A 24382-nucleotide genomic window follows, 5' to 3' on the forward strand; every position below is an offset into this window, starting at 1 on the left:
ACAATCTATCTTCATAAAGGCGATCGCTATTACGGTGAGTCGTGATTTCTAGGCGAGCGCTTCTAACGGTTATTTCTATTTTGTCAGTTTTGATTTTTGACTGAAGATTAGTAACAATATTTTAACCGCCTTCCCCGTAAATCCTTTCTACTGTTCCTATATTGTACTTGAGGCGGATTTGTCCAGACTTTTCCATGTCTTCCCAACTCACACTGTTATATTCTGGCTCATAAATATAAACTCCAGATTCATAGCTTTCTGCGATCGCCATCATCATAGTGGTTAAGCTATTAAAAACAAGTTTTTCTCCACCTCCATCTGCTCCAATATGATAAACAGGAGATGTCTCAACCTCATTCGCAATTCCCTGAATAGCAAAGTATTCACCCTCAAAGTCAAAAAGCGGGAAAAGATAGGGAGAGCAATTATCTTCTATTCTCATACCAATTGATTCAGGATAATTAATATATTCGTTATATTCTAGAGCTTGTTCAATTGGACAATGATATAGGTAGAGAAAAATCCCTGATTCACGGGAACTACCATTGCGCCACTGATAAAGATTATAAAATTCTCTCGGTAGTTTGAACGGCAAATCTTTTACCTTTTCTTCAATTTCTTCGTAGGTTAATCCCCGTTGAAAATCGTCTTCATAATCAGGAACATTTTGGTTTTGCCAAGCTAGAATACGATCCAAGGAATCGATTAAAAGCATTTGTAGAAGTTCTCTAAAAGTTCCTCTAGCTAATTTCCATTCTTGAATGACCTTTTGGACTTTTGGCTCCAATTGATTTTTTAATATAGCATAAGCTACCCAAAGACTTGAGGCGGAATTATCTTGAAGTGATTGAGATAGAATATTTAAATCGTCATTAATTTTTATATCGTTTAAAATCCTTTCATATCCAATTTTATCTGCCAAAAGTTGCCTAAGATTTGTATTCTCTTCTGTCAATAGCCATTCAACCTGTAGCTGGTGGGAAAGTAAAACTTCAATTAGAGCCTCTCTCAATCGGCTTTCTTTCTCCTCTTTATACCATTGTGGCTGCCATTGGGAGGTCGGGACAGAAATATATTTCTCTGGAAATAAAGTTCCGTGATAGGCAAAGATTTTAAATCCATCACGATACTCAATTGCTGGTTCGCCTAACGCATGAGCGAGTTCATTGTTATCAAACAAGATTTTGGAGGGGCGATCGCAAACGTAACAGATATTTTCAAAAGGATATACATATCCACAATTTTGTATGATATCTACTGAAGATTGCCACCATTCTAGATCGCAATCGCAGCCAAGAACAGAGATGCTGAAATCAAACCAGTTATAATTATCTGCACAAGAAAGATTAGAGATTGAGTTGTAGACTAATCTTGGAGCTAAATTTTGACTATAGGGTCGAATAGCTTTATCAATCAAATTGTATAGTATACGTGGTTTGAACGTACTTCTATTACCAAGCAATTCTGAAATATAGCTTCTCTGTTCATGGGTTATCTGCCTAAGAATTTCACCCTGAACTTCATTATGATAATTTAATGCTGTATTCAATCCCTCTCCAAATTCCTCAGGAAGTTCAAACTCTGGGAAACTTTCCTTTAATTCTTGTTGAAATTGTTGCGAGGCTTCTTTTCTTTCTTCTTGCCACTTTTCTACATTCGATTCTAATTCATCAAGATTAAACACCTCTGGAAAACTTTCTTGTAAGACCTCATCGACTGACATTTGCATCTTTGGATTTAGTCCAAAAGATTCTTTAGCAAGATCGGTTGCCTGTTTATGAAAATCTCCCAACTCTTGAAATATTTTGCCAAAATGTAGATTAAGTCTATCTGCTATAGGCGAAAAATCTAGTGGCTGAGAATTGTTAGCAAAGATAGAAATTTTTTGAAAGTAGTCAAAAGGACTGCCACAAAAGATGATGGGAGGTGCTTTTTTGTCCAGCAGGGAATATGCCCTACTAATTATCTCTTTAACTTTTTCTCGATCAATTGGCTCAGTAGAATAGGCAATATCATGCCATTTTTTAGCATAGTTAGGGATTTGCTGTTCTTGTTCGGGAGTTAATTGCGACATAAGACTTTAAATTTTCATATATGCAAGTATATCGCAATCAATTCTTGCTTGGATGCAAAAATTGAATTGCACTATATAAATACTATATAAATATTTATACAGTTGCCGCCCATATTTCAGCATTAAGCAAAGCGTCTAGTTCTGCTTATTGATCTCCTTCATCACGGGCTAAATACTGCCTCACAGCATAGCCTTAAGAGATCTGGCGATTGCCTTAGCAATCCATCTATCTACTAAAGGCGATCGCTATTATTGTGAGTCTTGATTTTTAGGCGATCGCTGAATAATTATTTGTCTTTGCGCTCGCTCACACCATAGAGAAAATCTCCAATAATTTGTCCCTTGTTGACCATATTTAATCTATAGAGTCTTATAAAACAATACTCAAATACTTGTGAATTATGGCAGAATTGCTTTAACAAAGCTACTAAAATCACGGATACTTAGTATGACTGAACAGGAAAGAGAAAGACTTTACTGGCGTATCAGCTTATCTTTTATATTAATATCACCATGGATTCTCTCTTATTTATCGAGAATAGCGCTTAATCCATTTGTGACAATGCCATTCTTCAAGGTTGTAGTTTCAGTTGGACTAATTGTAAGCAATGTAAGCGTATTCCTGATAGAAATCCTTTACAGCAAGATTATTAAGGGCAAACCTAGCTTTAAGTTTTGGATTGTCAATCCTACTGTGGAATACAGAAATCATTTGCAGGGTTCGGTAATGGGATATACCCAAGTGATCGAGCAGAAGCTGAATCATTTGGAGTTTCAGGTGGAAATTTCTCAGGATTATGAGAGGCAATTGATAAGCTTCCATAAGCTTATCAAGAAACCAGTCCATAACTTTTTAGACCACGCTTTTTCTGGCAAAGTAATTCTTGATCCAGCATTTAATGGTGTTGATATCTCTGTTCAACTAACATTTGAGGATACTGTAATTTTAGAAACAGGAGAGATGAATAAATTACAAGCGATCAGTGAATTTATTGCCCTTAAAACTTCTGAGATAAAAATAAAAGCTGTGCCATATACCCTTTACTGTAGTTTGATTTTTGCCTATTCAACCACGATTACAGGTTTTTTAATTTGTGTCGGTTGGAAACTCGATTATAGGATACTTAATTCACTGGCGTTGACTGGAATAGGAAGCATCTTACTAAGCCTTTTTTTCTGGTTCAACAATAGTAAGGGCTTTAAAGACTTTATTGGCTGGCGTTTAGTATTTAGTGGGCTTTATCTTTCTGTTATGCCTTGCTTGGCTTGGATGATTGCTCAGATTTCCTACAAATAAAATGATCTATCTGCGGAGCTGTTTCAGGTGATCGCGATACTATTCAAATCAATTTTTTTACATTTGGGTTAGTATTACATAAAGAAATTACTGAGTTAGTCAGCGAGTTGTTTAGAACTTTGTGGTTCTAAGGGAATTGATTAGTTTGCGATCACATAACAATCTATCTCTATATACCAAAGCTCAAAATGGTTATGCCATTTTGAGCTTTGAAAACCCTTACTGGGTTTGATTTTTAATTCACGAAAGTGTTGTCACACTTTCGTGAATTGGTATTAAAGGTGATATCTATCTCTTAAAAGCGATCGCTATTACTGTGAGTCGTGAGTTATAGGCGATCACCTAAATTTATCTATCTGTCAAAGGTTTGCGGTATTTAGATCGCCTATTAACTTCTTAACTTTGCGATCGCTAATGTAGAGTTAATCTGGAAGCAACTTTTGCAAGAGACGAGTCACATTTAAGCTCATAATCTTTTCAATCTCTTTTTCGGAAAAGCCCTCCTTTTGTAAGGCTTGGGTGAGCTGTCCAAGGTTAGCAACATCAAACGGTACTCGAACTGCACCGTCAAAATCTGAGCCGATCGCAACGTAGTCTATACCAACCTTATCAGCAACATATCGAATCGCTCTAGCAATAGCGCTGACATCTTCTCCACACACGGCTGTTTCCCAGAAACCAATTCCGATCACCCCACCAGATTGGGCAATCTGCTGAAGCTGGCGATCGCTGAGATTTCTGGCATTGTTACAAGTCCCTTGTACACCAGTATGGGAGACTAGCACAGGATGGCTAGTTATCTGCAACACCTCATTCATGGTTTGAGCCGATGCATGGGCTAAATCAATAATTAAGCCCAAAGCTTCCATTCGCTTAAGAACTTCTCGCCCAAAGGGAGATAGTCCTCCTTTATCAACGCCATGAGCAGAACCACTTACCTCAGTATCAAAAAAGTGGGATAATCCAATCAACCGAAAGCCTGCTTCATAAAACTGGTTGACATTCTCAATCTGACCTTCCAGCGCATGTGCCCCCTCTAAACCCAACAGCCCTGAGGTAATTTCTCGATTCTTTTGTCTTTGGGCAAGATAGTCGTTCAAGTCTTGCTTGGTCTTGATCATCCTAAATTTACCTGAAGTCTCTCGCTCAAGGGATTGAAGTCGTCTGGCTTGATAGAGGGCCCGCTCCTTGAGACTAAACCACGATCGGATCGGCCACCGTTGAAGGATTGCCAGTTTTGTGATGTTGTCACTACGATCATTATTCCCTTCCAAGAGCAAAGGTGTAGGAACCTTGGTCACGACTGTAAAGACTTGCAGAGCAACATTGCCTTGGAGCAAACGAGGCACATCAACATGTCCATAGTTTTCCAGTTTAGAGAGATCCCTTCCCCAAAGCAGAGAGTCAGCATGTAAGTCAACAATATTTAAAGAATCGTGTAGGGCTTGAGAAGCAGAACTAAGGGGTTGAAGAACTAAGGGGCTAATCGGATTAAATCGCTTTGCCACGAAAGATGGTCCAAATGAGAACACTAGGATTGCTATCAAGATCGTCAGACTGATAACTAGGAGCAGTCCCAAACGAAATACTTTACCGATTTGTCTTCGCTGTCTCACAGAGTAACCCACCGAAACTGTTGTATGCCCTTAGCGGTGAGCAGGCTAACCGCTTAATTCAGCGGCAGAAGAATTTTTGCTCTCAGCTAAAATATCACAATTTTGCCTACTCCAATGATGTGTTACTTCGATTGCCATCAATTCCTTAACTTTGCGATCGCTATTATTGTGAGTCTTGATTTTTAGGCGATCGCCGACAACTGATTCGGAACTAAACAATGATGGATGTCAATCAAGATATCAATCAATCAGTTATCGTTGAGATAGAGCATTGATGCGTTGATGACGACGATGCCGCCAAATCTTAGGAATCACTCGCATAAAACGCTTGAAGTTGCTCCATTCCTCTGGACTCAGTTGAATCTCTCGCCAAGTAGGTCGAGTCAATAACCGCTCCGACCAATCATTCAGGCTTGGATAATTAGTCAAAGTGATTCCCAAATCAGGCATTCTGTGAATAAGCGTTCCAGCTACAATTTCAGCCATTGTCAGTTGTTCTCCAGCAAAGTAGCATAAATTTCCTAACAATCCCTCAAAGAAATTGAGGGTGTTAATTGCCCGTAGTTGAGCATATTCAAACTCTAAGGATTTTTCGTTTGAGTTTTCTTTACCAACAAGCAACCCGAAGATTGCAGGCAGTAACTCATTGAACGTAACCGTCTGCACCATCCGAACCCTTGCTAAAGCCTGTGCATCTGTTGGTAATAGAGATGGAGAAGGATATTTCGCTTCCAAGTAATCTAAAATCGCCAAGGATTCAATCACCCTAAAGTCATCATCAAACAAAACTGGAACATGACTAAAAGGATTTAAGGATAAGAACTCAGGCTCAAACTGTTCACCACCCAAATTAACCGAAATCAACTCAAAAGGAAGTTGTTTTTCCAATAGTGTCAACCACACGGGACGGGCATAGGCGGAGGGACGAGAGTAGTAAAGTTTAATCATATAATCTCAATCTTTAACTTTTAACTTGCAATTTACAATGTACTGTAGCAAGGATAGATTGTAAAATGCAAGTAATAAGTCTCTATATCTTGCTATGCCTCAACCAAAACGCTCACCCTGTCCCATCTCCTGCACATTAGATCTGATTGGCGATCGCTGGACATTACTTGTCATCCGAGACATGATGTTCTTTGGTAAGCAACGTTTTGAAGAGTTTTTAGAATCCCCTGAAGGAATCTCGACTAATATCTTGGCAAACCGCCTCAAGCTGCTTGAAGAATTAGGTTTAGCAGAAAAGCATCCCTACAGTAATCATTCCCGTCGCATGAACTATCAACTCACCGAGAAGGGACAAAGCTTACGTTCTGTTTTGAAGGTAATCACTGTTTGGGGATTGAAGCATATTGATGACACACAGATCCCTCAAAGTAATCTGTCAGATGCCGATCGCGATACTAATAATTTCAACTAATTGCAACGAAACTGAACCATAAACGCCCACAAGCAAGCTCCGAATTGTCTCATCATCGATCCGCGTATTCTCTAATAACAATTTAAGAAATGACTTAAGAAATGACTACGCCATTTCTTAAAGCAATTATCGATCAAACAAACCACAAGAAGATTTTTGAAAGCTTTGCTTCGCAAAGCTTTCAAAAATCTTCTTGGTTTGGGTTTGAGCGCAAAGCGCTGCAAGCAAACCTTACGTTGCTATGGCGCTAAATCTTCGCAAGGGATTCATAGGGTAATCTGACCATAAAACAACTGCCTTCACCCACTTGGCTCTTAACGCTGACTTCTCCACCATGCAGCTCGGCAAGTTTCTTGACTAAATTTAAACCTAGCCCCGTACCAGAATATTGGCGACTCAGACTGCTATCAATCTGTACAAAGGGTTGAAATAGCCTCTTTAGATCTTCCTGCGAGATTCCGATTCCATTATCGGATACAGAGAAAAAAAGTTCGTTATGGGTTAGCTTTGTCTCTAGCAACACCTTGCCATTCTTTGGGGTGAATTTTACGGCATTACTCAATAGGTTGATGAGTAGCTGCCTCATTCTCCGTTCATCCATAACAATCACTTTGGGGACATTGGTATAGATTTCGAGATTTAGTTGAATATTTTTTTGAGCGGCTTGATGTTTGACAAAGCTAAGGCTGCTTTCGCATAGGTCGCGGACGGAGACCGATCGCAGTTCGAGGGTAAACATTCCCGATTCGATCTTAGCAACATCGAGAATATCGTTGATTAGTTCTAAAAGATGCTGCCCGCTTTTTTGAATGGTCTTGAGCGAGCCCTGTTGGCGTTGGTTGAGTTCGCCAAAGGCTTTTTCAATTAATCCTTCGGAAATTCCTAAGATTGCATTGAGTGGGGTACGTAACTCATGACTCATGGCGGCTAAAAATTCATCCTTAAGGCGTGTGAGCCTTTCGAGTTCTCTGTTCGTAGCAGTTAGCCTTTCATTGCTCAATTGGAGTGCGGCTTCGGCGCGTTTGCGATCGGTAATATTCCTCACCAAAACTAAGACTTCGTCGTTGCCACAGGGGCTAATTCGTACCTCTTCATAGACCCATTCGTTATGCTTTTGGAGCTTATGTTCGTAGATTTGGACTTCTCCCGTAGCGATCGCTAATTCGGAGGCTTTAGCTTGGTTGGCAATAATATCAGGAGCCAAGACTTCAGAAATGTGATGTTTAATCGGGATGAATGCTTCCTTGTCGGGGATATGCGGCATGATGCAATCTAGACAGGTTCCGTCCGTTTTGAGACGGAGCAATAGATCGGGAATAGCATTGAGTATTTCCCGTTTGCGAGTTTCACTTTCAGCGAGATCGGCAGTACGCTGTTCGATTCTAAGTTCTAACTCCTGATTGAGTTTACAGAGAGCCTGTTGCGTCATTTTAAGTTCGTTGATATTTTGAATTAGGGCGATATCGTACATTGGTCGATCCTGCGCGTCGCGAACTATAGAAACACTTAATAATCCCCAAATAAATTGCCCACTTTGGTGGAGAAATCGCTTTTCAATATGGAAGCTATCGATCTCATTGGCAAGTAATTTTTGATAATGAAAGAGGTCAACTTTGAGATCGTCGGGATGGGTAATCTCTTGAAAGGTTAAAACCTGTAATTCGCTCTCAGAATATCCCAGCATATGACATAGGGCTTGGTTGACCGCAATATGGTTCCCGTTGGGGGCAGCCAGTGAGATACCTACTCCTGCATTGTCAAAAACACTCCTAAAGCGCATTTCCGATTCGCGCAAGGCTTCTTCTGCTTGTTTGCGATCGCTAATATTACGAATAATAGTCAGCACCTCGCGCTCATTAACGCGCACGATCTGTACTTCTTCATACTGGACTTTGCCGTTAATCAACCATTGCTGCTCGAAGGTCTGAATTTCGCCCGTAGAGATTACCTGTTGGATCGCTTTTAATTTCCGATGGGCTAAATCGATGGGGAGAACGTCTAAAAAATGTTTGCCAATGGGATCGAAATCGGAAGCGAACAGATCCGCGACATAGTGACTAGAGAAGCACTCTAGATAGATTCCATCAACACTCACGCGATAAATTAGGTCGGGGATTGCGGTGAGCACAGCTCTTTTCTGAGATTCCACATTGGTTAAGGAATCTTCAGTTAGTTTGTTTTTGGCGAAAAGGGCTCTCTCTAGGGTTGCCACTCCGATCAGGCGATCGCTGTCATCGAGAATGGGTAAGTGACGGCAATGCTTCCGTTCGAGGAGATCGAGGATTGATTCTAGATCTCGTACTTGGGACTCTCTAATGCTCGGAGTGTCAGTTGACAGTACTTCTGCGATGGGTAACTTGGCGAAATTAACTTGTTTCTCAACTAAACGCAATACATCTTGTTGGGAAAAAACTCCCATTAATCGCTCGCCATCAACTACCAAAATACAGCTTGTCCTTGCTTCTAGTAGGCGACGATCGCAGGAATGATCGAATTCAACCGCATCAATTAGCCGATTTAGGATACCGATCGCTTCCCATACCGATTTTTCGGGGGAAATTATAATCGGATCGCGATCGATGGCTAGATCGAGGTAAATGCTTTTTTCTAATAGCATTGGTTTGGTTTTAAGTTAATTAGAAATATTCCCCCTCCCTATTATATAGCGATTGCTAAGGTCGTTAAGCTATCTATAATAATCCTAAAGGATATTTATAGATATTCCTATAGGTATTCCTATAAATATTCCTATAAATATTTCTCCGAATATCTATAGGAATATCTATGGATATTCGGAGAAATTAGGGCTTCTTGGGAGATTATTTGCATTTTATAAAACCTTGCAAAAATTCTCTGGTTTCGATCGCAGTGCAAAGCACTGTATATGGCACGATGATATATTGCATGACGATACAACTGTAAATGCTAGCTTGTAGAGGAATTACCTAGAATGGCTGTCGATTATGACCTCGTAGCGATCGGTATGGGAGCTTATGCCCTCAAATTAGTTTGTCTCGCCGTCCAAAGTGGAGCTAGAGTTGCATGGATCTGCGATCGCCATAGTTACGATCTAACCGATCTAAATATTGTTCAGATTCTGGATGTTTTGCAACTATTAAAAAGTAGGATGTTTGCATATTCTACGGCTGAGAAATTAAGCCTATTTCCCCAACAAATTAAGCTGGCTTTAAAGGATGTTTGCCCAGATGATTTATTGGATATGGTGCAAACAATAGGTGTTGATGTAATTATTGGGACATGCAAATTTGATCGTAAATCACCTAATTTCTATGGTTTAGAAGTGACTGAGTCCGATGCTTTTGCCACCGATCGGATCTCTCAACGGCGTTTGACTTCCCGAACCTATGTGATCGCTGACGATCTGCCCACACCGTTAAGTAAAATTTTTGGACTTGCCGATAGTGATTACTTAACCGCAAGCAAACTACTGCATTTAGAAAATCTACCCAACTCGATCGCGGTTTTAGGCAACGATGTCTATGCCTGTGCGATCGCCCAAAACTTGAATTTTCTCAGCGTAAAAACCTATTTACTCGCAGATTACAGCCCTATCTTGCCCTCTATCGATGTGGCGATCGCGAGGACATTGCAAGCACAGCTCGAAGCAGAAGGAATTGAGATTTATACCAATGCCAGAGTTACGGCGGTAAGTAAAATCCAGTTTGATCGCTCGCGGATTTGGCTAGATAATACCACGCTGGAATGCGATCGCCTGCTCGTTCCTATTGCCCCAAGGACTTGGCATGTTCCCCACGAAAGCTATATCTATCAATGTCACCGTGAACAAGATATTGCCCAGATCCTTTACCAATGCTTGCGGACTCATCCTTGGCATTTGCCCACTAGATCGGAAGTTCCTGCTGCGATCCATGTACCTTCCATTCCGCCAATCTCCCAAATTGGGATCACGGAATCCGTAGCGAAGAACTTGGGGCATTCTACCTATGTTTTAGAAAGTGCCGATGAAAATATGGGTATGTGCAAAATTATTTGCGATCGCCAAGGAAAAATTCTGGGGGCGAGTATGTATGGGGAGCGAGCAAAATTAGTGATCGAAGCGATCGCGATGGCGATGCAGGGGAAAATAAAAATCCAGAATATCGAGGTTTTACAAGAGTTGCATCTAACCGAGCAATGGTCAAAACTCCATCGCCATCATTCCAAACAGGAAAAGCTCAGTAATTGGTTTACTTTTCGGCGCGATTGGAATTTCTAGATTTCCCCTGATTGATGAAATCTTTGCAATATCGAACCTGAGGAGACATGGCGGAGGATATCCGCGATGAGATTTTTAGCTCCCCACATACCAGAGGCTCGGCTGTGGTCTATATCGTTCATCAATCCTTGAAATAGGAAATGGATGCTTAATCCCGCGCCCAAAATTTGGATATATCTTGCTATTTCATTCTGAATGCCAAGTCCACCAGTACCACAAGCGATCGCGATGATTGCCATGAGCCATAAATAATTCCTTTGTGTAGGATATTTGCCGATCGCCCACAAGGCTAACAATCCATTAAATCCGAAACTAATCGCCCCATCTAGCCAAGGAAGAGGCGATATCAATACCCCGATCGCTTCAGTGATGAATATTGCCGCCGCGATCGCTGTGGCACTGCGTAATTTTGCTAAATGGCGATGGGTAACGGAGTTTTGAATCTCTAAAAGCGAGAGCAATACATTCATCGCTAAGAGTTCTTTCCCTTCTATATTTAAGAGATCGAGGATTCTCTGCTTTAAGTCTTGAATATCGGGAAATGTCGGTTCCCAAATCTCTTGACTGCGCCCATCGCTATATTGAACGCGCACCTTGACGGGTTTTGGCTCTGCTGACACCAAGATGATTTCCTCTGGTGAGATTAGCTTTTGCAATTCAGGACTTTGTAATGATTGATAAATGACAAGGCGATCGCAATCGGGATAAAGATCCACCTTATTAAATACCAACAAGATCGGCTTATAAAATTTTTGCAGATTGGCGATCGCTTCTTGTTCTAACCTCGTCATGTCACCAGCGATCGTAAACAAAATTAGATCTGCTTGCTTAGCGGTGGCTAGCGCGATCGCCGCTCTTTCCTCACCGCCCACCTCATCAATGCCCTGCGTATCAATTAATTGCAGTTGAATTTTGTTGCTAGCATTCCATGTATATATGGCAATATCCTGTGTTATGCCATGGGTCGCCCCTGTTTCGCTCAGCTTTTGCCCTAGAAGTGCATTAACTATTGATGACTTTCCCCGCGAAACCATACCGAAAACGGCGATCGCGATCGTGGTTTTATCTAACTTCTCTTCAAGGGTTGATATTTGCGATAGTTCTGTTTCTATTAGTTCCTTTTGAAATAGCTGGCGATAATTAATTAGGCGATCGCGGACTTGTTGAGGATAATCTTGCATGAAAAATCTAGCCCAAAATATCACTCAAACTAATTTCAATTTCTGGGATGACCATACTTTTAATCGCCATATCCCCCATATAGACTGTTTGATCATAAAACCCTTCCACTAAAGATAGAAGGGTAATTTGATTGCGCACAGGATCAACAATCCAATATTCCGCAATCCCCCGTGCCGCATATTCAGAGCGCTTAAAGCGATAATCTCTAACTTCATTCTCATGCCCAGCAGATACTACTTCAACTACCATTAATGGTGGGGGCATATCATGGGTAATTGTTCCTCTTTTCGTGGTTTCTAGCGCCGCCCGACATTCTTCGCCTAAGACGATTAGATCGGGAATTCTGACCCTAGCTCGACGACCGCTTACCTCAATGGAGACTTCTTTATATCTCAATAAATGGGAGGGGATAAATTTACCTAATGCGAACAATAGTCGCATTGATACATCAGAGTTAAAAATTGATTCGGGTGGCATTGCAACTAATTCTCCATCCTCCAACTCGTAGAGATTATCACTGCCGTCATCATAGGTATAGTATTCTGCGTAGGAGAGGAACTTGACTTGGGGACTAGCGGCTTGAACCATAAATGTTATTTTACATGCTGGTTACATATTATAGCTGCCGCCATTCTTGTTAGGACAAAATCAAAACCCAAAAGAGGGTTGCCGCGCTCCGCGCAGCAACCCTCTTTTGGGTTTTATACCAATTCACTGAAGTGTTGCCTCACTTCAGTGAATTGGTATAAAACAAACCCAGTAAGGTTTTGAGATTCCAAAAATGGCAACGCCATTTTTGGAATTGGTATTATGTTCTGATACAGTTGACAGCAGCTAGCTATAAATCCTTGCCTAGAACTACCTAGACATTGACTAACTCTTTCATCGGAGCAGCTAGGGCCTCTTCTAATGGTGCGCGTCCTAGACGTTCTTCGAGAATATTCATTACGGTACGACCAAAATCGTCATCATCACGCTTCCATGCCTCTAGACAGACTTCGCCAAAGAAGGAGCCGAGGGGTTCGGGATTCCACAGCAATTTCTTGGCTGTCCAAGGCATCATGCTCATGGGGTTATAGCCTTCTTTGAGGATGTTGTTCTTGAAAGCATAGTCTTCTAAATGGGTGTGGGGCTGTAAGCCGATAAAGAAGATCGCAGGTTCCACTTTGTCAGCACCAAAAATTGCTTCTAGTTCGCGATGATAAGCGATCGTTTGACGAACGGTTTCTAACGTCTCATCGATGACATTGAAGGAATAGTTGACCGATACTAACTCATTAAAACCCGCTGCTTTAAGATCGCGACAATTTTGCAAGACGGACTTGAGGTTATAGCCCATACGCATTTTGCGGACTAATTCTTGGGAGCCGCTAGTAATGCCGATCTCGAAATAACTCATGCCCGTCTCAACCATTAACTGACAGAGATAGGGGGTGAGATTGTCCGCACGGATATAGGCTGCCCAGTGAATATCCGTCATACCTGAAGCCTTGATCTTTTCCAGTAATTCAATGGCATCATCAATGAATTTCTTGGCGGGAATAAACTGAGCATCGGTAAACCAGAAATTACGAACGCCACGATCGTAGAGAATCTGCATTTCCTTGATTACTTCATCGGTGGGATTGATGCGGACTTGTTTTCCTTCAATGACGGTATAGATACAGTAACAACAGTTATGGGGACATCCGCGCTTAGTTTGTACGCCGATATAAAAGTCACGATCGCGAAAATAGTAATTAAAATCTTCCCAAATCGATTCGATATATTCGTAATTGCAAGCGCTTTTTTCGATCGGTGCAGGCTGCTCGTGGATGAGCCTTGCGCGGGGTTTGGTTTCACCCACTACATAGCAGCGATCGCTAGCGATTTCCCGTCCCTGTACCAACCGCTCTAGTAAGGATTCACCTTCGCCCACGGAGACGATCGTGCCTTTGGGCAAGAAATTACCTAGCTGCTCGTAAAAAACGCTGACTGCGCCGCCACCGATTACGGCTCTAGCTTGGGGCTGATAGCGCTGGGCGCGACTTAAACCCCGTTTGATGAGCTGAGAATTGCGCCATAGCTCGGTGTAGTAAGAGGTAAAGAGGCGTAAGCCATTCACTGCTCCGCGCAATTTCTTGAAAGGATTTTTGGCATAGTAAAACTCAAAGGCATTTTGGAGGGGGTTGCCACCTCGTCCGCCCACGGGAGCATAGATCTGAATGTCACGCCATGAAAAAACTAATAGGTTGGGCTGAAACCTATCGATCTCGCGATCTAGCGCCGCATAAAAATCCAGCGGGGGCACGGTGCCTAGGTCGAAGATGCTTTGCTGCACCGAAGGGGCGACCTTATGGATGTGATCGGATAAATAAACTACGCCAATCGGAAAAATGGGGTTGCATGGGAGGCGGATATAGAGAATGCGATCGCACTCTTGAGGTATTTTCGATTCTCCATCATGATCCCTGCGATCCCTAAATTCCGTGTCATTGTTTTTTATAAAATTTATGCCTGTCATTAATTTTTATCTCTGAATCTAAATTATTTCTTATTTCGTTTTATTATTTTTCAGGTTTCTGCGATGATTTTTATCTTTGGAAATCGTTGCGCATTACCCGCTAAGTCTTTACATATCTTAATTATATTCACTTTATTGCTAGTTCTGTGGTCGGGATCTCGTTAAGGTGATGGGGATCAAATTGGCGATCGCCTAGTTACTAGTTGGTAGTAGTGTTTACAATCGCTAATTCATATTGAGTGTTAGCTTTATGTATGGGCAAAATGTCAAGATTATTCTTCTTGTTAATTCCAAACATATCGGCAGGGTCTATTTGGGTTAATTGAGAATACTTTTAGGTTTGCGACCAATTACGGTTAGCTTATATCTTCAAAAGTCTTGTTGATTTTTGCTTAAATAACTTTATATAAAAAATACTATGTCCATATTTGATCCGTTACCTGCTGATTTACACGACGAAAAGATTGTCTGCTCCTATGTAAATGCCACCAGCAAAATTCAAATTGCCAGAATTACCAATGTGCCGCAATGGTATTTTGAGCGAGTTGTGTTTCCAGGACAAAATCTGATCTTTGAGGCGATCGCCTCAGCGCATGTTGAGATTCATACAGGCATGATGGCAAGTTCCATACTTTCAGATACAATTCCCTGTGTCCAATTACAGGTAGAAGAAGCGAGTCCGACATTGCCAAGCTGGGTTCCGATCAAGTCAATCGATCCAATTGATGCTGAATCCCTTGAAAATCCGTCGGTGCTGCTTGTTTTGCCCGAACCTGAAGTAGTTTCCTAACAATGGATTTTCTCTACCTCCATTTTGTTCAGTTTGTAACTGGCGCAAAAATGGATTTTCTTTCCCTTGATTATGCTCAGTTCCTGATCATTACGGCGATCATTTATTGGCTCTTACCAAATGTACAAGCACGCTTGTTAGTTATTTTGACGGCAAGTTTATTGTTTTATTCATTTATCCAGAGGCAATATGTTTGGTTGTTATTGGTAATGCTGGCAATTAACTTTTGGTTGGGCGGAGAAATTCGTAAAGGCGATCGATTCCTAAAGCAGTGGCTGCTATTTGTGGGGATATTTTTTAATGTGCTGCTACTGTTTGGATTTAAATACATTCCTTTTGTGGCGACGGCGATCGGCAATATTACGGGCTTACCTGCGGGAAGTTCGCTGGCGATCTGGGCAAAGACAAACATTGTGCCACCGATTACCCTCAGCTTTTTTGTGTTTGAGCTGATCGCCTATCTAATTGATACCTATCGGGGAAATACTCCTGCTAAGAATTTTCTGAACTTTGCTGCTTACAAGTTGTTCTTTGCTAAGTTGCTGTCGGGACCAATTACCCGATATCAAGAATTTGCGCCTCAACTTGTCACGCGATCGCGCCCCGTTTTACTCGATATCGTCGAAGGAGTTTGGCTCTTTACCTGTGGCGCTGTCAAAAAAGGCATCGTTGCTGACAATATGGCGAGACTGGTTGATCTTACCTTTCGCAATACAGAACGCGCTGGTAGCGTCGATCTCTGGCTTGCCCTATTTGCCTATGGGATTCAGATTTACTGCGACTTTAGTGGCTATATCGATATGGCGAGGGGTAGTGCGTTGTTATTAGGCTTCAAGCTGCCGCAAAATTTCGATTTCCCCTATTTTTCGGCAAGTATTTCCGACTTTTGGCGACGTTGGCATATGACCCTCGGCGCATGGATGCGAAATTATCTCTATATTCCTCTTGGCGGTTCTAGGGGTGGGCTATGGCGCACTTGCCTCAACTTGATGATTATTATGTTAGTGGTCGGGATCTGGCATGGCGCAAACTGGGGCTTTATTATTTGGGGGCTTTGGCATGGGGCGGCGCTAGTGTTACATCGTCTCTGGATGGAGGTTTGCTCGGTATTTGAGGGCTTAAATAAAATTTGGAAGCCATTGCCCATGCAAATTCTGGCGATCGCAATTACACAGTTGGTCGTCTTTTTGGGATGGATTCCTTTTCGTTTACCCAACTTAGCGGATACAAATATGTTTTTACAAAGGCTCTGGGGCTATCAAAGCGATCCTCAGTTTGGGGTAAAAATCTACGTGGAGTCCCTTGGGATTACGGTGGGGCAGATCTCGCTATTAATGGGGGGGATCGTGTTTTTATCGCTAATTGCCTATCGATGCGATCGCTCTAAGTGGCAATTACATTGGCAAGTAAAATTATTTCTAGTTCCCGTTAGCCTGTTTCTCGTTAGCATTCTCAGCCCTGATAACAAACTCCCCTTTATCTACTTTGATTTTTAGGACATAAAAATTACAGCGCTTGGCGATCGAATCCAAACCAAGAAGCTGTTTGAAAGTGTTGCTTTGCAACACTTTCAAACAGCTTCTTGTGGTTCTTTTGATCGAAAATTGCTGTCAAAAACATAGATGTGGTACTTCGTACCGCATCTATGTTTTTCATTTTTCGGATTTGATTTTTTCTATAGCAAGCATAAAACCTCAAGAAGAGAAGGTTGGTGCTTCGCGCCAACCTTCTCTTCTTGGGATTAAATTTAAGGGTGGTAATCACCTCAAACTTTGGGGATTAATTCCTGCTTTGATGGCGGTCAGTATCCCGATCGCTTCCCAATAATTTGTAACGGTAATTCCCTTCAAACCGAGCATTTCAGGGGTAACATTTAGGGCTGTGTGATTTTCCTTAACAAAGATGGTTTGCACATGAGGAAGCGGATTCAACGCGAGTAGCCCCGCACCGCCACAGGCCCTATAGGGCGTAACGATCGCGCTAATATCATCAGCCGTAATATCTTCAGGTTTAAGCCAAGTGCGATCGCGAATAATCTTGGGAGCGCGACTCAATCCCACCAAAACACAGGGCAAAAATGTATAGCCTAACTCCTCGGCTGCGGCGCGGGGCGCAACACTGGCATCGAGGGGCAAAGGTTGCAAGGCAGGCGCATGGGCGCAGGGAATCGCAAATTCGCGAACGATCGCATGACTGATGACAGCTTCGGCTCCTGCGAGGGCATCCACGCCTTTACCTTGGCGATAGTTTTGTAAGGCTTCACTATCGGGATCGTCGGGAAATCTGGCGACAACAGCGATCGCCTGTACTTGCGAAACTTTAATTAATTTGTCGGCGGCTCTCAACAGACTATCGAGATTGGCGATCGTCCCCCATGTTGCCCCCGAATCTCCCGACCGCAGCTCCACCCCAAGGTCGCAATCCGTAACTATTACATCGGTAATATTTAACCCCAGTGTTGCCTGTGCCGCTGCGATCACCTGACGGTGACGCAATTCTAGGTCTGACTCCATGCCGCGATCAAGAATTACGCCAATGCGATTAGCCCTCACAGGACGCAATCCCCAGTCCCCCCTTGCCATGCGATCAAGCGCATAGCCTTCGGTATATAAAACATTGGGCATCGACCAATATAAACTCGCGCCGTTTAGTACATTGGGATGGGTAATTACATGGTCGGCAATGGAAGCGATCGCTCTCGCCACTGGCAAGGCATCTCCTGCATAGCCACCAATTGCAGCATTAATGCCAGTCGGCACTAGTAGTAAGACATTAAAAGATTGTAGCTGCATGAAATTCAGTAATGATAACGAAGTTGAGCAACTAGCAAAGAATCAGTTTCCACTTTATAAATAATGCGATGCTCGTCAGTAATACGTCTTGACCAATATCCCGCAAAGCTATGTTTTAAAGCTTCGGGTTTACCGATGCCTTCGTAGGGAGTGCGTTGAATTTCTTTGATTAACGTATTAATGCGTTTGAGGATTTTGGGATCGGTACGTTGCCAGTAAAGATAGTCTTCCCATGCATCATCAGAGAAAGTTATCGTCATTCGACAAGTTCTCTCTGCTTGCCCTTACCAGATTCTAGATCAGAGATCGCCCTAATTAACCTCTGAGCATTTTTGGGGCTACGTAATAAATAAGCTGTTTCAGCAAGAGCTTCGTAGTCCTCAAGTGACATAATCACCACCGAATTTTGATTTTGGCGGGTCACAATTACAGGATCATGATCATCACAAACCTTTTCTAAGGTTTTTGCAAGATTGTTGCGAACGTAGGTATAAGTAACTGCATTCATAACTAGTCACCTAGTGATTATATGTACAGTACATTGTACGTGTCTATGAGCCTAAATATGCCTCTAAAACTTTAGGATCGGTTTGAATTTCGGCGGGTGAGCCATCAGCAAGGTTGTGACCTTCGGCTAAGACCCAGACGCGATCGCACAGAGACATAATCACATCCATATTGTGTTCGATAATCAAAAAGCTCATTCCCTCTTGATTCCATGTTTGGATATAGCTGCAAATCTCTTCGATTAAGGCAGGATTTACTCCCGCCGCAGGCTCATCCAACAGGATTAATTTGGGATCGGTCATCAAGGCGCGGGCAATCTCCAATAATTTACGCTGACCACCTGACAAGCAACCTGCATAGTCATCCGCCATCCTAATTAAGCCTACAGATTCCAGAATATGTCTTGCCTTCTCGCGATTTTCCCGTTCCTGAATCGCGATTTTTTGTCCTTGGAACCAAGTATTCCAAAACTTTTCCCCCACTTGATCCTGTGCGGCTAGCAACATATTTTCTAGCACTGATAATCGCGACAGGACTCGCGGCACTTGAAAGGTACGAATCATACCGAGTTTGGCGATCGCATGGGGAGGCTTGCCTTGAATTGGCATTCCGTTAAATTGGACTGTGCCGCGATCGGGCTTGAGGAAGTTCGACAGCAATCCAAAAAATGTGGTTTTTCCTGCCCCATTGGGACCAATCAGTCCTGTGATGCTTCCCGCAGGGACTTCAATCTGGGCATTACTTACGGCATGAATACCGCCAAAGGATTTCGAGATATTTTCAGCTTTTAGAATTGGGGCGATCGCCATAGATTTTGGAGAGTTGCAAGATTTACGAAGGAATTACCCGAATCAGTCCAGTGCAGAAAGCTGCATCATAGCTAATAACAGGTAAGTTTTCAATTTCAGTCTGAGCAATAATCATCCGATCAAATGGATCTCGGTGGTTAATTGGTAAACTTCCTGCTCGTAGCGTATGGTTTGTGGCGATCGCCATTTCAACAAATTTGGCTTGACGCAAAATATCTGAATACTGCTCGACAATTTGTTTGGCTTCAGGTAATTTACCAATGCGATATTTGGTTGCGATCTCCCAAGCCGATACACTGCTGACAATAATTGTGTTGTCTGGATTACGAATAATATCTCGACAATTTGTATCTAACTTTGGATCGTCAAAAATCCACCACAAAAGGATGTGAGTATCAATTAGATAGCTCATTCCCATTTTTGAAGTTCCTCTTCTGGCAATGGTTCAAAAAATGCATCGCCAAGTTTTCCTGTTAATAAACCGGGGATGCGAGGTTGCGATCGCTCTTTATTTAAACCTAGTCGAAAGTAATGTATTAAGTCATAAATTTCAGCAAGTTTTTCTTCTGGTATATCTTGCAATTCTTGAATAATTTTTTGAATTAGCATAAGTCAAACTTCTACCTTGAAAGTGGTGGATCAAAAAGATCCGAGTCAAATTTTTTACAATCTACATATTTCAGCCCGTTTCAAGACTTGCATCCTAGTTTTAGCGCCTTTCCCCGCAGCACGTATGGCTGCTGAGGGAAGATGTCCCTTAGGGGCATTCAAGTCATAGATGCGGTCATTCTTAGATTGCCAAACTTGATTGACTCGCCAACCAACGCGATCTCCAAAACTGTCCCAAATTTCTTCTACCTCTTTCAAAATCTTGACTTGAATACTGAAACCAAACCTTCCCTCTGAATAATGTGTCCATAGTTGATCGATTATTTCTAAATCATCACAGGGAAAAGTATCAATTAATTCGCTCGGCAAATAATTGACTTCACCGACTACACGCAACATCAATTCCTTTGTTTCTAGATCGGCATCTTGCCATTGTCCCTTGCTCAATAAATCATTAAGTTTGCTATAGCTTATGTCTATTGATGAAATTAAAGAATCTGTACTGAAAATATTTGCAGGTAAAAACTGCGACATAGATTCATCTTGGCAAAACTGATTTTCTATCTGAGTAATGATTTCTTTTGGGATCTGCCTAAAGAGCCAATCTCTTGAAACATTCAGTCCCCCATCAAGATATATTGCCCCTAATATAGCTTCTAACCCATCCGTCAAATTTTTAGTCCCCAACATTCCATCGTGGCGAATAAAGCGTGCTAAGCCCAATCTGTTAGCAATAAATTCTAGTGTGTTATCCTTCACCAACTTGTCTCGATTACTCGACAACTTACCTTTCCCATATTTACCTTTGAGGTTGTAGAGGTATTCGAGAACAATGAAATCTAACAAAGAATCTCCTAAAAGTGCCAAACCTTCATTATGGTCACCAGCATTTTTCCAGCGCACGGCATAAGAACGCTCTGTAATTGCTGTTTGAAGGAATGCTTCATTGCAAAATTCATGCGAGATTGCCTTTTCAATAACTGCTATATCAACTATTGATAGTTTATTCTCTATAGTCTTACTTCTATCTGAGTCTAGATGCGAGAGAAATTGATTTATAAACCAATTTTGGGCTATACCTAATCCTTGATCCAAATAGATTGCAGCTAACAATGCTTTAAAAGAGCGGATAATATCTTCTGAGCTAATTAGATCATTGGTCTTTTTAGCCCTGACAAGTTTATTGAGACAAATCTTTTCTGAAAATAAGTTTAGATTTTCATCCTTATTTACCAATTTATCCCGTTCATCAGAAATAAATTGCTTGCCATGCTGGTTGCCATAAATTTTATAGAGATGCTCAACCACAATTAAGTCAAGCAAAGTATCTCCCAAAATCGCTAAACATCCGTTATGAGCTTCAGGAGTACCAATAAATCGTGCATAAGTTGTATGAGTTAGTGATTGCCAAAGTAAATTTTTATCGAGAAATGTTAATCCGATTGCAGATTCAATAGCTTTTATATCGTTCATGATTTTACTAAGTGTTTATATAGTGGCGTGAGTTAATTATCTTAATTAAGGTGATTTTTTTGTCCGAGACTGCTTTGTAGAGATTTTTTGGAGTTTTTGGATTTGTTTTAGGGTTAGCCCAGTTACCTGAGCTACTAAATCTGGAGACATATTGGAACGCAACATATTTAGCGCAATTTGGTTAGTTGCTTCAACCTTGCCCTTAGCTTCTCCTTTCGCCAAACCTTCGCGCAAAATTTCTTGATAGACAACTGATTCTTCCATGATCTCACTCCTGAGTAACCTTTGAATTACTTCATGATCTAATGCTAACCCAGAGATAATTGCTGTGGCAGCAGCGACACCACTAAACAGACATCGCCTGAACTGGAGCAGCGCAATTTTGATTAACTAACAATATATCTACCCTACAGTTGCGAGCTATCAAGAAAATCAACATTTTCGTAGAGGGCAGATAAAGGGAATTGGAGATCGATGCTAGTTATATGAATAAGAGGATCATCTTGCTCAAAAGTTGTCTGCTCGATCGCTATAGACTGATATTCCCAAGCACGATCGCTATGTCTTTGATAAACTTCGACAATAGGACGCTCTGAGTCGATCAGGATATAGGCTTGCAGCGTATCGATCGCCATATAACTTTGCTGCTTAATACCGCGATCGCGTGCTTCGGTAGTAGGAGATAAAACTTCCGCAATCAGCACAGGATATTGCAAAAAATCACGGGAGAAGCGATCGCGATTGTCACAGGACACGACCACATCAGGATAATAATATTTTCGAGATCTAACAAGAACTTTGGCCTCACTGACCGATACTTTGCATCCTTTTCCTCGCAGATGCGGTATGAACAAGGCTGCTAAATTGGCAGGAATTTGGCTGTGAGGGACTGTGCCGCCTGTCATCGCAATGATTTTACCGTTTTCATATTCATATTTTTCTTCTTGCTGACTTTCCCAAACAAGGTACTCATCAGCAGACATAATGATTTGATGATCTTCTTGGCTTACTTCTGGAATTAGCTTTGCTTGAGCAATCATCGACTTAATCTCCTAAAACAACCCTAAAATAACATTTAGTCATAATTCCTAAATCGTCATCGCTTGGACGGGAGCCGCGATCGCTGCCGTTACAGGTAACTCACAGCGATCTTGATAGACACTGAGGTCAAACCAGAAGGTCGTACCAACACCAACTTCGCTCTTGATATTAATTACACTGTGATGCTTTTCGACAATATTACGGACGATCGATAGCCCCAAACCAGTGCCTTCAAGGGTATGCACCTTATCCTCAACGCGATAAAAACGATCAAAAATGCGATCGCAGTCCTCCGCAGGGATGCCATAGCCTGTATCCTCCACCTCTACCCGCACATAGTTGACCGTACGATGGGGCTGAGTAGTGGTTTGGTCTTGCCAAGGATAGATGCGAATGATCACTTTACCGCCCATATCCGTAAATTTCAGGGCATTACCCACCAGATTCGATAAAACCTGCAAAATTAAATCGTAATTGCCCCAGATTCTTTCTAAATTGGGGGCAATTTCATAGATCAGATCGATTCCCTTAGAGGAAGCATTCAGTTTGTAAGTGCGTACCGTTTGTTCTACGGTTTCCGAGAGGTCTATCGCCGTGAAATGGTATTGCCGTCCAGACTCTAAGCGCGATAAATCCAACACATCATTAACAAGGCGAGTAAGGCGATCGGTTTCGCTATTTGCCGTACCGAGAAATTCTTTTTTCTGATCGTCGCTTAACTCATCGCCATATTCATGCAGAGTTTCGATAAAGGACTTGATGTTAAATAAGGGCGTGCGTAATTCATGGCTGACATTGCTAATAAAACGGCTCTGAGCTGCATTTAACTCCACTTCGCGGGTGATGTCCTGAATCGTGATCGCGATTCCTTTAATAGCATTGCTGGAACTTAAAACGCTCGTAATCCAGATTCTAAAGGCATGGGCAAGCACCGAATCTTTTTCCCCAGAAGCCATGATCCGAAATTCACCCCCTTCACGATCACCCGTCGCAATCTGCATTAGCGATCTCCCCAGATCGGCACTGAGGCGATCGGGCAAAATATTGAGAATGCTTTTACCTTGCCAATTATTTTTTTCTAAATCCTGTTCCCACCCCATGATTTTGATTGCCGCAGGATTAGCAAGGACAATCCGCATATCCGAGTCAAGTAACAATGCGCCATCCGCGATCGTGGAAACTAAGGTTTCGAGCTTTGCTTTTTCGGCGGTTAACTCCTCAATATTCTGCTCCTCATAGGTTTTGAGGCGCTGAGCCATATCATTAAAACTGCGAATTAATTCCCCCAATTCTCCGCCAAAAGGCAAATCGATTCTTTGTTTGAAATTCCCCTTAGCAATATTTTGTACCCCCGCGACCAATTCCCGCAGCGGTCGGGTAATGGTTACCGAATTTGAAGCCGCACCCAAAATTACCATAGCCCAGATCGAGACAAATACTGCCGTGGTCACATCTAGAGTCAGGCTCGATGAGGCAACTGCCGTAGGATTGGGATTAATGCCGATCGCGATAATGCCTAAAGCCTTGCCGCCATGCTGTAAATTGACGAAAATATCGGTGACTTCACCCTGCGGTGTGATATGTTGTCTCACTAAAGGGCGATCGGGACGCATCATCGGATCTTCGGGTAACTGAATACGTCTTCTGATGCTTAAAGAATTTTTGACCTCGTTAGAATTAAAGGGAATACCATAAAATATTTCTCCATCAGGATCGGCATAGAGAATATAGCGAATGCTGGAGCTACTATCGTAAAATTCTTTAGAAAGACGGGTCACTTCTTCGAGATCGTTTTTGGCAACTAAGGGCGCAACATTAGCCGCAAGTAACAACCCTAAATCTTTGCCAAAGCGCGTATCATTAAGTCGCGCATCAGTCTGAATGTCGTTAACTGCCCAAAAGGTGACAGCACTCATGAGCAAAGAAACTAGTAACGTAATTAGCGCCATTAGTTTTGTTTGCAATGAAAACTCTGTCCACCAGCGTCGAGATATATTATAAATTTGAAGCAAAAAGTTCATCTTTTTGTAGT

The 24382-nt window shown here is 42.1% G+C and carries 23 protein-coding genes; 5 read left to right on the forward strand and 18 right to left on the reverse strand.

What is annotated here, in order from left to right:
- Positions 1–121: 121 nt before the first annotated feature.
- Positions 122–2074 carry an SMI1/KNR4 family protein gene (locus PSE7429_RS02005; RefSeq protein WP_009625370.1) on the reverse strand — a complete coding sequence of 651 codons (1953 nt, stop codon included), beginning with the start codon at positions 2072–2074 and terminating at the stop codon, positions 122–124.
- Positions 2075–2522: 448 nt separating this feature from the next.
- Here PSE7429_RS02005 and PSE7429_RS02010 point away from each other — a divergent pair, with 448 nt between their 5' ends.
- On the forward strand, positions 2523–3371 hold the full coding sequence (locus PSE7429_RS02010) for a hypothetical protein (protein WP_009625371.1): 849 nt from the start codon (positions 2523–2525) through the stop codon (positions 3369–3371).
- Positions 3372–3793: 422 nt separating this feature from the next.
- Here PSE7429_RS02010 and PSE7429_RS02015 read toward each other — a convergent pair whose 3' ends face one another.
- From PSE7429_RS02015 to PSE7429_RS02020, 3 genes are read right to left on the reverse strand one after another with little or no spacing between them, the layout of a single operon-like run.
- Entirely contained in the window at positions 3794–4987 is a 1194-nt protein-coding gene (locus PSE7429_RS02015; protein ID WP_009625372.1) for a dipeptidase, read from the reverse strand.
- A 45-nt stretch (positions 4988–5032) separates the two neighbouring features.
- Positions 5033–5206 carry a hypothetical protein gene (locus PSE7429_RS26160; protein ID WP_158467602.1) on the reverse strand — a complete coding sequence of 58 codons (174 nt, stop codon included), beginning with the start codon at positions 5204–5206 and terminating at the stop codon, positions 5033–5035.
- 33 nt (positions 5207–5239) lie between these two features.
- Entirely contained in the window at positions 5240–5935 is a 696-nt protein-coding gene (locus PSE7429_RS02020) for a glutathione S-transferase family protein (protein WP_009625373.1), read from the reverse strand.
- 94 nt (positions 5936–6029) lie between these two features.
- Here PSE7429_RS02020 and PSE7429_RS02025 point away from each other — a divergent pair, with 94 nt between their 5' ends.
- A complete protein-coding gene (locus tag PSE7429_RS02025; protein WP_009625374.1) occupies positions 6030–6407 on the forward strand; it encodes a winged helix-turn-helix transcriptional regulator in 378 nt (125 codons plus the stop codon).
- Between the two features lie 247 nt (positions 6408–6654).
- Here PSE7429_RS02025 and PSE7429_RS02030 read toward each other — a convergent pair whose 3' ends face one another.
- Positions 6655–9024: a PAS domain S-box protein gene (locus tag PSE7429_RS02030; RefSeq protein WP_009625375.1), complete on the reverse strand. Its 2370-nt coding sequence runs from the start codon at positions 9022–9024 to the stop codon at positions 6655–6657.
- A 333-nt stretch (positions 9025–9357) separates the two neighbouring features.
- On the opposite strand from PSE7429_RS02030, the gene PSE7429_RS02035 reads away from it, so the two are divergent.
- Entirely contained in the window at positions 9358–10644 is a 1287-nt protein-coding gene (locus PSE7429_RS02035; RefSeq protein WP_009625376.1) for an NAD-binding protein, read from the forward strand.
- Here the strand turns inward: PSE7429_RS02035 and PSE7429_RS02040 are convergent.
- The 3 genes from PSE7429_RS02040 to PSE7429_RS02050 all read right to left on the reverse strand — a co-directional run bounded on the left by PSE7429_RS02040 (position 10641) and on the right by PSE7429_RS02050 (position 14329).
- A complete protein-coding gene (locus tag PSE7429_RS02040) occupies positions 10641–11825 on the reverse strand; it encodes an Era-like GTP-binding protein (RefSeq protein ID WP_009625377.1) in 1185 nt (394 codons plus the stop codon). The genes PSE7429_RS02035 and PSE7429_RS02040 overlap by 4 nt on opposite strands.
- A gap of 7 nt (positions 11826–11832) precedes the next feature.
- The gene (locus PSE7429_RS02045; protein ID WP_009625378.1) at positions 11833–12414 is read right to left on the reverse strand and encodes a Uma2 family endonuclease; all 582 of its coding nucleotides are present in this window, start codon (positions 12412–12414) and stop codon (positions 11833–11835) included.
- Between the two features lie 274 nt (positions 12415–12688).
- On the reverse strand, positions 12689–14329 hold the full coding sequence (locus tag PSE7429_RS02050; protein WP_009625379.1) for a photosystem II high light acclimation radical SAM protein: 1641 nt from the start codon (positions 14327–14329) through the stop codon (positions 12689–12691).
- A gap of 418 nt (positions 14330–14747) precedes the next feature.
- Between PSE7429_RS02050 and PSE7429_RS02055 the strand changes: the two genes are divergently transcribed.
- On the forward strand, positions 14748–15119 hold the full coding sequence (locus tag PSE7429_RS02055; protein ID WP_009625380.1) for a DUF1830 domain-containing protein: 372 nt from the start codon (positions 14748–14750) through the stop codon (positions 15117–15119).
- A gap of 50 nt (positions 15120–15169) precedes the next feature.
- Positions 15170–16615: an MBOAT family O-acyltransferase gene (locus tag PSE7429_RS02060; protein ID WP_040687024.1), complete on the forward strand. Its 1446-nt coding sequence runs from the start codon at positions 15170–15172 to the stop codon at positions 16613–16615.
- Positions 16616–16879: 264 nt separating this feature from the next.
- Here PSE7429_RS02060 and PSE7429_RS02070 read toward each other — a convergent pair whose 3' ends face one another.
- The 10 genes from PSE7429_RS02070 to nblS all read right to left on the reverse strand — a co-directional run bounded on the left by PSE7429_RS02070 (position 16880) and on the right by nblS (position 24371).
- The gene (locus tag PSE7429_RS02070; RefSeq protein WP_009625382.1) at positions 16880–17911 is read right to left on the reverse strand and encodes a DUF3326 domain-containing protein; all 1032 of its coding nucleotides are present in this window, start codon (positions 17909–17911) and stop codon (positions 16880–16882) included.
- A gap of 5 nt (positions 17912–17916) precedes the next feature.
- Positions 17917–18171, reverse strand: a complete 255-nt coding sequence (locus tag PSE7429_RS02075) for a Txe/YoeB family addiction module toxin (protein ID WP_009625383.1) — start codon at positions 18169–18171, stop codon at positions 17917–17919.
- On the reverse strand, positions 18168–18419 hold the full coding sequence (locus PSE7429_RS02080; RefSeq protein ID WP_009625384.1) for a type II toxin-antitoxin system Phd/YefM family antitoxin: 252 nt from the start codon (positions 18417–18419) through the stop codon (positions 18168–18170). Before PSE7429_RS02080 ends, PSE7429_RS02075 begins: the two co-directional genes overlap by 4 nt.
- 43 nt (positions 18420–18462) lie before the next feature.
- Positions 18463–19227, reverse strand: coding sequence for an ABC transporter ATP-binding protein (locus tag PSE7429_RS02085; protein WP_009625385.1), 765 nt, complete (start codon positions 19225–19227; stop codon positions 18463–18465).
- Positions 19228–19249: 22 nt separating this feature from the next.
- The gene (locus tag PSE7429_RS02090; RefSeq protein WP_009625386.1) at positions 19250–19645 is read right to left on the reverse strand and encodes a type II toxin-antitoxin system VapC family toxin; all 396 of its coding nucleotides are present in this window, start codon (positions 19643–19645) and stop codon (positions 19250–19252) included.
- Positions 19636–19836: a hypothetical protein gene (locus PSE7429_RS02095; RefSeq protein ID WP_009625387.1), complete on the reverse strand. Its 201-nt coding sequence runs from the start codon at positions 19834–19836 to the stop codon at positions 19636–19638. The genes PSE7429_RS02090 and PSE7429_RS02095 overlap by 10 nt, the downstream gene beginning before the upstream one ends.
- Positions 19837–19890: 54 nt before the next feature.
- Positions 19891–21309 carry a GUN4 domain-containing protein gene (locus tag PSE7429_RS23230; protein ID WP_009625388.1) on the reverse strand — a complete coding sequence of 473 codons (1419 nt, stop codon included), beginning with the start codon at positions 21307–21309 and terminating at the stop codon, positions 19891–19893.
- Positions 21310–21354: 45 nt separating this feature from the next.
- Positions 21355–21573 (reverse strand): hypothetical protein, encoded by a 219-nt coding sequence (locus PSE7429_RS02105; RefSeq protein WP_009625389.1) that lies wholly within the window; start codon positions 21571–21573, stop codon positions 21355–21357.
- Between the two features lie 143 nt (positions 21574–21716).
- On the reverse strand, positions 21717–22349 hold the full coding sequence (locus PSE7429_RS02110) for a Uma2 family endonuclease (RefSeq protein WP_009625390.1): 633 nt from the start codon (positions 22347–22349) through the stop codon (positions 21717–21719).
- 48 nt (positions 22350–22397) lie between these two features.
- On the reverse strand, positions 22398–24371 hold the full coding sequence (gene nblS, locus PSE7429_RS02115; RefSeq protein WP_009625391.1) for a two-component system sensor histidine kinase NblS: 1974 nt from the start codon (positions 24369–24371) through the stop codon (positions 22398–22400).
- Positions 24372–24382 lie beyond the last annotated feature (11 nt).

This window comes from Pseudanabaena biceps PCC 7429 (assembly GCF_000332215.1).
GTDB lineage: Bacteria > Cyanobacteriota > Cyanobacteriia > Pseudanabaenales > Pseudanabaenaceae > Pseudanabaena > Pseudanabaena biceps.

What these genes read in the sequence shown, in the direction of transcription:
- PSE7429_RS02060 (WP_040687024.1), top strand. Translation starts at nt 15,170, where the DNA reads ATGGATTTTCTTTCCCTTGATTATGCTCAGTTCCTGATCATTACGGCG.
- PSE7429_RS02055 (WP_009625380.1), top strand. Translation starts at nt 14,748, where the DNA reads ATGTCCATATTTGATCCGTTACCTGCTGATTTACACGACGAAAAGATT.
- nblS (WP_009625391.1), bottom strand. Translation starts at nt 24,371, where the DNA reads ATGAACTTTTTGCTTCAAATTTATAATATATCTCGACGCTGGTGGACA.
- PSE7429_RS02105 (WP_009625389.1), bottom strand. Translation starts at nt 21,573, where the DNA reads ATGGAAGAATCAGTTGTCTATCAAGAAATTTTGCGCGAAGGTTTGGCG.
- PSE7429_RS02045 (WP_009625378.1), bottom strand. Translation starts at nt 12,414, where the DNA reads ATGGTTCAAGCCGCTAGTCCCCAAGTCAAGTTCCTCTCCTACGCAGAA.
- PSE7429_RS02090 (WP_009625386.1), bottom strand. Translation starts at nt 19,645, where the DNA reads ATGGGAATGAGCTATCTAATTGATACTCACATCCTTTTGTGGTGGATT.
- PSE7429_RS02035 (WP_009625376.1), top strand. Translation starts at nt 9,358, where the DNA reads ATGGCTGTCGATTATGACCTCGTAGCGATCGGTATGGGAGCTTATGCC.
- PSE7429_RS02020 (WP_009625373.1), bottom strand. Translation starts at nt 5,935, where the DNA reads ATGATTAAACTTTACTACTCTCGTCCCTCCGCCTATGCCCGTCCCGTG.
- PSE7429_RS02030 (WP_009625375.1), bottom strand. Translation starts at nt 9,024, where the DNA reads ATGCTATTAGAAAAAAGCATTTACCTCGATCTAGCCATCGATCGCGAT.
- PSE7429_RS02080 (WP_009625384.1), bottom strand. Translation starts at nt 18,419, where the DNA reads ATGAATGCAGTTACTTATACCTACGTTCGCAACAATCTTGCAAAAACC.
- PSE7429_RS02070 (WP_009625382.1), bottom strand. Translation starts at nt 17,911, where the DNA reads ATGCAGCTACAATCTTTTAATGTCTTACTACTAGTGCCGACTGGCATT.
- PSE7429_RS02110 (WP_009625390.1), bottom strand. Translation starts at nt 22,349, where the DNA reads ATGATTGCTCAAGCAAAGCTAATTCCAGAAGTAAGCCAAGAAGATCAT.
- PSE7429_RS02075 (WP_009625383.1), bottom strand. Translation starts at nt 18,171, where the DNA reads ATGACGATAACTTTCTCTGATGATGCATGGGAAGACTATCTTTACTGG.
- PSE7429_RS02025 (WP_009625374.1), top strand. Translation starts at nt 6,030, where the DNA reads ATGCCTCAACCAAAACGCTCACCCTGTCCCATCTCCTGCACATTAGAT.
- PSE7429_RS02010 (WP_009625371.1), top strand. Translation starts at nt 2,523, where the DNA reads ATGACTGAACAGGAAAGAGAAAGACTTTACTGGCGTATCAGCTTATCT.
- PSE7429_RS02095 (WP_009625387.1), bottom strand. Translation starts at nt 19,836, where the DNA reads ATGCTAATTCAAAAAATTATTCAAGAATTGCAAGATATACCAGAAGAA.
- PSE7429_RS02005 (WP_009625370.1), bottom strand. Translation starts at nt 2,074, where the DNA reads ATGTCGCAATTAACTCCCGAACAAGAACAGCAAATCCCTAACTATGCT.
- PSE7429_RS02085 (WP_009625385.1), bottom strand. Translation starts at nt 19,227, where the DNA reads ATGGCGATCGCCCCAATTCTAAAAGCTGAAAATATCTCGAAATCCTTT.
- PSE7429_RS02050 (WP_009625379.1), bottom strand. Translation starts at nt 14,329, where the DNA reads ATGACAGGCATAAATTTTATAAAAAACAATGACACGGAATTTAGGGAT.
- PSE7429_RS02040 (WP_009625377.1), bottom strand. Translation starts at nt 11,825, where the DNA reads ATGCAAGATTATCCTCAACAAGTCCGCGATCGCCTAATTAATTATCGC.
- PSE7429_RS23230 (WP_009625388.1), bottom strand. Translation starts at nt 21,309, where the DNA reads ATGAACGATATAAAAGCTATTGAATCTGCAATCGGATTAACATTTCTC.